Origin of the sequence: Dactylosporangium sp. NPDC049742 (genome assembly GCF_040674675.1) — a bacterium.
In the GTDB taxonomy this organism is placed as follows: Bacteria; Actinomycetota; Actinomycetes; order Mycobacteriales; family Micromonosporaceae; genus Dactylosporangium; species Dactylosporangium maewongense.
Map to the genome: position 1 here is coordinate 1 of NZ_JBFANF010000141.1, position 8,450 is coordinate 8,450.

At 73.9% G+C, this 8,450-nt stretch carries 9 protein-coding genes; 5 read left to right on the forward strand and 4 right to left on the reverse strand.

What is annotated here, in order from left to right:
* The 3 genes from AB0J72_RS58555 to AB0J72_RS58565 form a co-directional block, all read left to right on the forward strand.
* Positions 1–1,025 (forward strand): helix-turn-helix domain-containing protein (locus AB0J72_RS58555; protein WP_363417855.1); only part of this gene is annotated, 1,025 nt, incomplete at its 5' end.
* Positions 1,026–1,090: 65 nt separating this feature from the next.
* The gene (locus tag AB0J72_RS58560; RefSeq protein ID WP_363417858.1) at positions 1,091–1,672 is read left to right on the forward strand and encodes a dihydrofolate reductase family protein; all 582 of its coding nucleotides are present in this window, start codon (positions 1,091–1,093) and stop codon (positions 1,670–1,672) included.
* Complete coding sequence (locus tag AB0J72_RS58565) at positions 1,669–2,697, forward strand: bile acid:sodium symporter (RefSeq protein ID WP_363417861.1); 1,029 nt, start codon at positions 1,669–1,671, stop codon at positions 2,695–2,697. Before AB0J72_RS58560 ends, AB0J72_RS58565 begins: the two co-directional genes overlap by 4 nt.
* A 37-nt stretch (positions 2,698–2,734) precedes the next feature.
* On the opposite strand, the gene AB0J72_RS58570 is transcribed toward AB0J72_RS58565, so the two are convergent.
* The 4 genes from AB0J72_RS58570 to AB0J72_RS58585 form a co-directional block, all read right to left on the reverse strand.
* The gene (locus AB0J72_RS58570; RefSeq protein WP_363417863.1) at positions 2,735–3,133 is read right to left on the reverse strand and encodes an ATP-binding protein; all 399 of its coding nucleotides are present in this window, start codon (positions 3,131–3,133) and stop codon (positions 2,735–2,737) included.
* Between the two features lie 112 nt (positions 3,134–3,245).
* Complete coding sequence (locus AB0J72_RS58575) at positions 3,246–4,430, reverse strand: PAS domain-containing protein (protein WP_363417866.1); 1,185 nt, start codon at positions 4,428–4,430, stop codon at positions 3,246–3,248.
* A gap of 49 nt (positions 4,431–4,479) precedes the next feature.
* Entirely contained in the window at positions 4,480–4,959 is a 480-nt protein-coding gene (locus AB0J72_RS58580) for a DUF4396 domain-containing protein (RefSeq protein ID WP_363417869.1), read from the reverse strand.
* Between the two features lie 81 nt (positions 4,960–5,040).
* Complete coding sequence (locus AB0J72_RS58585; protein ID WP_363417872.1) at positions 5,041–6,447, reverse strand: MFS transporter; 1,407 nt, start codon at positions 6,445–6,447, stop codon at positions 5,041–5,043.
* 118 nt (positions 6,448–6,565) lie between these two features.
* Between AB0J72_RS58585 and AB0J72_RS58590 the strand changes: the two genes are divergently transcribed.
* Together AB0J72_RS58590 and AB0J72_RS58595 are read left to right on the forward strand one after the other, a co-directional pair.
* Complete coding sequence (locus tag AB0J72_RS58590; RefSeq protein WP_363417875.1) at positions 6,566–7,153, forward strand: TetR/AcrR family transcriptional regulator; 588 nt, start codon at positions 6,566–6,568, stop codon at positions 7,151–7,153.
* A 29-nt stretch (positions 7,154–7,182) separates the two neighbouring features.
* Complete coding sequence (locus AB0J72_RS58595; protein ID WP_363417878.1) at positions 7,183–8,349, forward strand: MFS transporter; 1,167 nt, start codon at positions 7,183–7,185, stop codon at positions 8,347–8,349.
* Positions 8,350–8,450 lie beyond the last annotated feature (101 nt).

The following is an 8,450-nucleotide window of genomic DNA, read 5'->3' on the forward strand; positions in this document are numbered from 1 at the left end:
TCGGCGACGAGGCCACCGGGGAGATGTCCGCCTGGTACATCTTCTCCGCGCTCGGCTTCTACCCGGCCCGCATGGGCACAGCGGCTGCGGCGGCGGATGCGGCTGCTGACCCGCTCCACGAGGCGGCAGCGCGGCTGGACCATCCCGGCGCGCGATGCCGGCGGGGCGTCGGGGATGCTGTGGGCGTGGAGTACGTGTCCAGAGTGCCGCGACCGCCGCTGGACGGGCTGGTCGACGACCTGTACTACCTGGAGGGTGCGCCGCCGTACGCGCGGCTGACGTTGCCGCCGATGCCGGGGGCGTTGCTCATCGTCAACCTCGGGGCGCCGTTCCGCATCCGCGCCAGCACCGACATCGAGGCGGCCGAGTACGCCGACGGCTGCGTGGTCACCACGCCGACCCGCGCGTTCGAGTTCGGCTACCCCGTCCCGACCCGGTCCGTCGGCGTGCACGTCAAGCCGTGGGGGCTGGCGCCGTTCCTGCCGATGCCCGCGGCCGAGCTGTGCGACCGGCCGGTGACGGTGGAGCAGGTCTGGGGCCGGCGCGCCGTTGCCGAGCTGCGAGACCGGCTGGCGACGGCGCCCGGACCGCACGAGATGCTGACGCTGCTGGAGGAGGAGCTGATGCGGCGGCTGTGCGAGACCGCCGGCCTGGGGCTGGTCCGCCATACGAGCAGCGTCATCGCGGCGGCCGGCGGGGCGGTGGCGATCGGCGACCTGGGCGTGGCAGCCGGTGTCAGCAGCACCCATCTGGCACAGCGGTTCAAGGAGCTCGTCGGCGTCACGCCGAAGCGGCTGGCCCGCACCCACCGCTTCGCCGCCACCGTGTTCGCGATCGACCCCACCGGACCGATCGACTGGGGCGACCTCGCCGCTCGCGCGGGCTACTTCGACCAGGCCCACTTCGGCCACGAGTTCCGGGCGTTCACCGGGCTCACGCCGACCCGGTACGTCGAAGTCCGGCGGCGGTTCCTGCGCGAACATCCCGGCCACGTGTTCGACGGCTGGCCGCTGCCGGCCGATTGATTTCTTACAAGAGCGGCAGCTCACGGCACGATAACTTGGGGGCATCCAATGCAGAGGAGAGCCCCGTGGGCAAGGTGGTCATGTACAGCTCGGTGTCGGTGGACGGCTTCGTCGCGGACGAGAACGACCAGCCCGGACCGCTGTTCGACTGGTTGTCCAGCGGTGACGTCCCGCTGGACGAGAGCGGCGCGTTGAAGGTGTCGCAGACGTCCTACGACTACACCCGGCCGTACTGGGACCAGATCGGAGTCACGATCGCCGGCCGCCACGTCTTCGACCTGACGGACGGCTGGGACGGGAAGCCTCCGGGCGGGATCGACCACGTGGTCGTCGTGACGCACCGGCCGGCGCCCGAGGGCTGGGACCCCGAGGCGCCGTTCCACTTCGTCGACGGCGTCGAGGCGGCCATGGCCAAGGCGCAGGAGCTGGCGGGTGACCGCATGGTCGAGGTCGCCGCCGGCGACGTCGGTGGCCAGATGCTTGCCGCGGGCCTGGTCGACGAGGTGCGCATGGACGTCGTGCCCGTCGTGTTCGGGTCCGGCAAGCGCTACTTCGGGTCGGTCCACGCACAGCACCTGTTGGAGGATCCCGACGTGGCGATTCAGGGCAACCGGGTGCTTCACCTGCGCTATCGGGTGCGCCGTTGACCGAGCTGAGCGGCTCCGCGAAGAAGGCACAGGACTCTCGGGGCGTGGCCGCGTCGATGGAGCGTCATCAGGTCGCGGTGTATTTCGGTGCGATCGTTGCCGGGGCCGCGGCGGGCTGGTTGGTGCCGCGCGCGGGACCAGGGCTGGAGTGGCTGATCAACCCGGTGCTCGGCGCCTTGTTGTATGTGACGTTTCTGCAGGTTCCCGCTCGGGAGCTGATCCGGTCGTGGCGGGACGGGCGGTTCCTGGCAGCCACGCTGGTGGTGAACTTCGTGGTGGTGCCGCTGGTCGTCGCGGCGATGTTCCGGTTCTTGCCCGCTGATCAGGCCGTGCGGCTCGGTGTGCTGCTGGTGCTGCTGACTCCGTGCGTCGACTACGTGATCGTGTTCAGCGGGCTCGCGGGCGGCAGCAGCCGGCGGCTGCTCGCCGCGACGCCGCTGTTGCTGCTCGCTCAGCTGGCGTTGTTGCCGCTGTTCCTGCTGCTGTTCCTGGGCGCGGGCCTGGCCGACGTGGTGCAGACCGGTCCGTTCGTGCAGGCGTTCCTGGGGCTGATCGTGGTCCCGTTGACGTTGGCGTGGGTCACGCAGGGGTGGGCCACGCGCCGTCGTTCCGGCGCCGTGGTGGCGGAGAAGATCGCCGTGGCGATGGTGCCGTTGATGGCGGTGACCCTGTTCACCGTGGTTGCGTCACAGGTGCCGAAACTGCACCGCGATCTCGCCGGCGTGGTCGGGGTCGTGCCGTTCTACGGGGTGTTCCCGGTGGTGATGGCGTTCGCCGGGTGGGGTGTCGCGGTGCTGTTCCGGCTGGATGCCGGTGCGGGGCGGGCGGTGGTGTTCACCGGCGCGACCCGCAACTCGCTGGTGGTGCTGCCGTTGGCGTTGGCGTTGCCGGACGCGCTGGCCGCCGCCGGGGCGGTGGTCGTCACCCAGACGCTGGTCGAGGTCGTCGGCATGCTGGTCCTGGTGCGGCTGGTGCCCCGGCTGGTGCCGACGGGTGGGCGCCGTGCCGTCTCGGCGGCGGGTTAGTCCACAAGAGATGCTCGGCGTGGCACGGCTGGGCAGGTCAGGCCGGCGGGTGCGGCGGCAGCTGCACCCACACCCGCTTGCCGCCCTCGTGATCCTCCACGCCCCATTGCTCGGCGAGGGCGGCGATGATCGCGATACCCCGGCCGCTGTCCCGGTCGATCGTGTCGGCGTCGGTCGGCAGGCGCGGCACGACCGCGGACCCGTCCGCGACCGAGATGGTCACGTGCCGCTCGTCCGACAGCAGCGCCAGCACGACCCGGCCGCCGCCGTACCGCACCGCGTTGGTGACCAGCTCGGTGACGGCCAGCATCGCCCGGTCGACCCAGTCGTCGTCGGTGAGCCCCCAACCGGCGAACGTCGACACCATCGCCCGCCGTGCGATGGCGGGCGCCCCGTCGCTGATCGGGAGGTCGAAGTGCGCGGTAAGGAGGCTCACCGCGGCGGGCCTGCGCTCGCAGTTGCCGTCACGGCCCGTGCAGTACCCCACCGATTCATGTGACGAAACTTGCCGGACGGCAAAGGCTATCGGTGCGTCCGCCACCGGGGCGTCAGAGGCCGTTCGGCGGCTGGTCGCGCGGGAGGCGGACGGTGGCGGTGACGCCGGCCAGTCCGGCGCCGGTCGGCAGGTGCGCCGGCAGCGGGAGGCCGGGGCCGTCCCGGGTCCAGGCGGCGGCGGGGCGCATCACGTCGGTGAGCGGGTCGTGCAGCCACAGCTCGGCGTACGGCCAGCCCAGCGTCTCGCCGACGGCGGCGAGGACCGCCCGCCCGGCGCCCTCCAGGTCGGCCGCGGCGGGCAGGGACCGGGCGACGGCCAGCTCGCACCGGCGGAACCGTTCGGCGCGGCGCTGGTCGGTGACGTCGTGCACGGCGGCGACCGCGCCGAGCCGCCGGCCGTCGCGGTCGGTGATCGGAGTGGCGTTCACGGCGTACCGCCGCGGCCGTCCCCTCCGGTCGGGGATGATCTGGTCGTCGCTGCGCACGGTCTGCCCGTGCATCGCCCGCTCCAACGGCATCTCCCCGGCGGTGAACAGGCGGCCGTCCGGGTGCGTCACCCGGTCGGCCCACTCCTGCGACGGGCTGTCCTGGTAGCCGTCCCCGCCGGGCAGGAACTCGCGCAGCGCCCGGTTGAGCAGCACCAGCCGGCCCTGCTCGTCGCAGGCGGCGACGCCGGTGTCGAGGCACTCCAGCAGCGCGTGCAGGAACGCCCGCTGCCGCTGGGCGTCGGTGCGGGCGGCGACGTCGGCGGCGTGGGTGCCGGTCATCAGCGCGGCGAGCACGCGGGCGGCGTGGTCCAGGCAGCGCAGCTGCGCCGCCGACCAGTCGACCGGCCGGTGGGCGGCGACGGCGAGGATGCTGCCGTCGTCGTCCCGGACGGGGAAACCCGCGTACCCGCGGATGCCGTGCAACCGGACGGCGTCGCTGCCGGTGAACCGCTCGTCCGCCACGGCGTCGGCCACGATCAGTGGCAGGTCGCCGGCGACGACGTGCCCGCACAGCGGCACCGTCAGCGGCAGCTCGTAACCTGCGGCGACGCCGTCGACACCGGTGGCGCCGAGGACGGCCTGCCGGTCGGCGGTGATGAACGACGCCAGCGCCACGGGCAGGCCGGTCGCGGCGGCCGTGAGCTCGACGACGTGGTCGATGATCGGCCGCCACCCCGCCGAGTCGTCACGGGCCCGGCGGACGGCGGCGAGCCGGGCCACCGACCCCAGCCGGCCGCCGATCTCTGCCACGGTGCCAGGATTTCACACGACCGTACCGGATAGGTCCGAAATGCGCGGTTCAGTGACCGTGGTGATACTGGTGGACGACCGCGTGGCCCTTGCCGCGAGAGATCATCCACCGGTTCACGGGCGTGGTGAGCACGAACGCCACGGCCAGCGAGAACGCCAGCGAGGCCCAGAACAGCCAGGCGGTCAGCCCGGCGTCCATCGCACCCGGCACGGTCACCATGATCGCGTTGTCGAGCACCTCCATGACGGCGATGGAGACGGTGTCGGCGGCGAGCGCCACCTTCAGCGCCGTCCGCACGCCGACGCCCGCGCGCAGGACGCCGCGCATGGTCAGCGCGTAGCCGAACACGAAGGCGAGCCCGACGGACAACGCGACGGTGGCGGCGTTGTGCAGCCCGAACGCGGTGCCCAGCACCATGCCGAGGACCTCGCCGATCGCGCAGCCGGTCAGGCAGTGCAGGGTCGCCTGCGCTGCCGCCGCCCACGTCGTCGTCGCGGTGCTGACCGGGTGGTGATGCGTGTGGTCCATGTCGACCTCCCTTTCCGGGGTTGACTATACCCCCTGGGGGTATTCGCGCAACGGTGGCGCGCGACACGTACCGGCGGCGCGTCAGTGCACGAAGGCCGGGCCGTCCGTGACGGCCGGGCGGCCGGCGGGCAGCGCGGCCGCGAGCACGACGGCACTGACCGCCGCCACCACGGCGGCCGCGGCGTAGGCGGCGGTGAAGCCGTCCAGCGGGCCGCCCGGCGCCGCCGCCAGGTCACCGGCGGCGATGGCGGAGACGAGCGCGACGCCCAGCGCGGCACCGAGCTCGTGGCCGGTGTTGAGCAGGCCGGAGGCGCCGCCGGCGGCCGCGTGGTCGACGCTGGTCATCACCGAGGTGGACGCGGTGACGAACCCGGCGCCGAGGCCGGCCGCCGCCAGTACGAAACCCGGAAGCACCGCACTGAAGGGCTGGGCGTGCGGCTCGACCCGGGCCAGCAGCGCGAACCCGGCGGCGGCCACGGCGAACGCGACCAGCATCACCGGCCGGGCACCGAAGCGCTGCAGCCCCCGGCCGGTCAGGTGCGCGGAGACGATCGTGGCGAGGGTGACCGGCAGGAACAGCACCCCGGTGCGCAGCGCGGAGTAGCCGAAGCGGTGCTGCAGCAGCATCGACGTGAGGAAGAACCCGCCGATGAGCAGACTGGACGCGGCCAGCATGACGGCGTTGCCGGCGATGACCGGCCGGCGGCGCAGCAGCCCGGTGGGCAGCAGCGGCGACCGCGTGGCGCGCTGGACCGCGGCGGTCGCCAGGCCGAGCACCGCGGCGCCGGCGAACGACAGCCAGGTCGAGGTCGCCGTCCAGCCCGCCGTGCCGGCCTGCACGAGGCCGTAGATCACCAGGGCGGCGGTGCCGGTGAGCAGCAGCGCGCCGGGGATGTCGACCCGCCCGGGCTGCCGCGGCGACGACGGCACCATGAGCCGGACCGCCAGGCCGACCGCGATGCCGATCGGCACGTTGATGAAGAACACCCAGCCCCAGCCGGGGCCCGACACGAGCAGCCCGCCGATGAGCACGCCGGCCGCGGCACCACCGCCGCCGACGGCACCCCAGACCGCGAGCGCCTGGTGCCGGCGCCGGCCGTGGAACAGGGTGCTGACGATCGACAGCGCCGCCGGCGACAGCATCGCCGCGCCGACACCCTGCGCGGCCCGCGCGCCAAGGATGACGGCCGCGTCGCCGGCGAGCCCGGCGGCGAGCGACGAGGCGGTGAACACGGCCAGCCCGGCCAGGAAGACGGCGCGCCGGCCGAGCAGGTCGCCGAGCCGGCCGCCGAGGATGAGCAGCCCGCCGAAGCACAGGGTGTACGCGGTGACGACCCACGTGGCCGCGCCGGCGTCGAGCCGCAGGTCGTCGGACATCTTCGGCAGCGCGACGTTCACCACGGTCACGTCGAGGATGACCATGAACTGCGCCAGGCACAGCAGCGTGAGCGTGCCCCAGCTGCCGGATTTCTCGTGGTGGTGCTCCATCCTCAGCCTCCCATAAGTCGTACAGCGATGTACGGCTTACTGTAGAGCGCACGCTGCTAAAGTCGAACACCTGTGTTCGACTTCACTTCGCCGCACTTCACGGAAGCGGGACCACCCGATGCCACCGACACCGCGCCGCGCCGACGCGCGCCGCAACATCAGCGCCATCCTCGACGCCGCGCAGGCCTGCCTCGTCGCCGATCCGGCCGCGAGCATGCAGGACGTCGCCCGCGCCGCCGGCGTCGGCAGGGTCACCCTGTATGCCCACTTCGGCTCCCGCGCCGAACTGCTGGACGCCGTCTTCACCCAGGTGATCGCCGACGCCGAGCGCGCCCTCGCCGAGGTCGACCTCGACGGCGACGAGCGCCAGGCCCTCGCCCGGCTGATCGCGTCGTCGTGGCGGATCGTCGAGCGGTCCCGGCTGCTGCTGCACGCCGCCCAGCTGGAGCTGCCCGCCGATCAGATCCGCGAGCACCACCGCCGCCCGCTCGACCGGGTCGAGAAGCTCATCGAGCGCGGCAGGCAGGCCGGCACGTTCCGGACCGACCTGCCCGTGACCTGGATGACCGCCGTGGTCTACAACGTCATCCACGGCGCGGCGGACGAGGTCACCGCCGGCCGCCTCACGCTCGACCAGGCACCGGACGTCATCACCACGACCCTGCTGTCAGCCTTCGCCCCGCCCACCCCGACCGGGAGATACTGACGGCACCTTCCCGCTTCCCGGAGGCCCCGGTGACCCGCCGACCGATGTGGCCGTTGTACGCGGCCGGCTTCACCACCGCCTTCGGGGCGCACGGCATCGCCGCCAACCTGGGCGGGTTCGCGGAGGGTGCGGTCACGTCGCTGCTGGTGCTCGGCGGCCTGCTCGCCCTGTACGACGGGGCCGAGGTGCTGCTCAAACCGGTGTTCGGCAACCTCGCGGACCGGGTCGGCGCGCGGCCGGTGCTGCTCGGCGGGCTCGTCGCCTTCGCCGTCGCGTCCGCCCTCTACGCCGTCGCCGACAGCCCCGGGTGGCTGTGGGCCGCGCGCCTCGGCCAGGGCGCCGCCGCGTCCGCGTTCTCCCCCGCCGCGTCCGCGCTCGTCGCCCGGCTCAACCCGGCGGCCAGACACGGCCGGGCGTTCGGCTCGTACGGCTTCCACAAGTCCATCGGCTACGCCCTCGGCCCACTGCTCGGCGGCGTGCTGGTCTGGGCCGGCGGGCTGCGGCTGCTGTTCGTCGTCCTGGCGGTCCTCGGCGCGGCCGTGGCGGCGTGGGCGGCGCTCGCCGTGCCCGCCGTCGCTCCCCTGCCGAAGCAGCGGCAGACCGTCGTGGACCTCGTGCGCCGGCTGACCGACCGCGCGTTCCTGGCCCCGACCGGCGCCCTCGCCGCGGCGACCGCCGCCCTGTCCGTCGGCGTCGGGTTCCTGCCCGTCAACGGCCGGACCGCCGGCCTCGGCACGGTCGCCACCGGCGCCGCCGTGTCGCTGCTCGCCCTCTGCGCGGCGGTCGTCCAGCCGTGGGCGGGCCAGGCCCTGGACGGGCGCCGCCTCACGACCCGCACGGGCCTGACCGCCGGCCTGGCCCTCACCGCCGCGGGCCTGGCCTGCGCGGCGCTGCCGGGCCTCGCCGGGCTGCTCACCGCCGCCGCCCTGATCGGCGCCGGCACCGGCCTGATCACCCCGCTGGGGTTCGCCGCGCTCGCCGCCGGCACGCCACCGGAACGCCTCGGCCAGACGATGGGCACCGCGGAGCTCGGCCGCGAGCTCGGCGACGCCGGCGGCCCGCTCCTCGTCGCGGCGGTCGCCACCCTCGCCACGCTCGCGTACGGCTTTGCCGCCCTGGCCCTGCTCCTCGCCGCCGCCGCGGTCACGGCGTTCCTCGCGCGCCCGAAGCCGGCCTCGGCGCCGCCGGCGCAATAGCGTCAACGGCGATGCGCGCCGCTGGATGCGGAAACGGCGATGCGCCCGGGCCGTGGATGTGCCCGCCCCACGGGCGGGGGTGGTTAAGGCCAAGAGGCCGG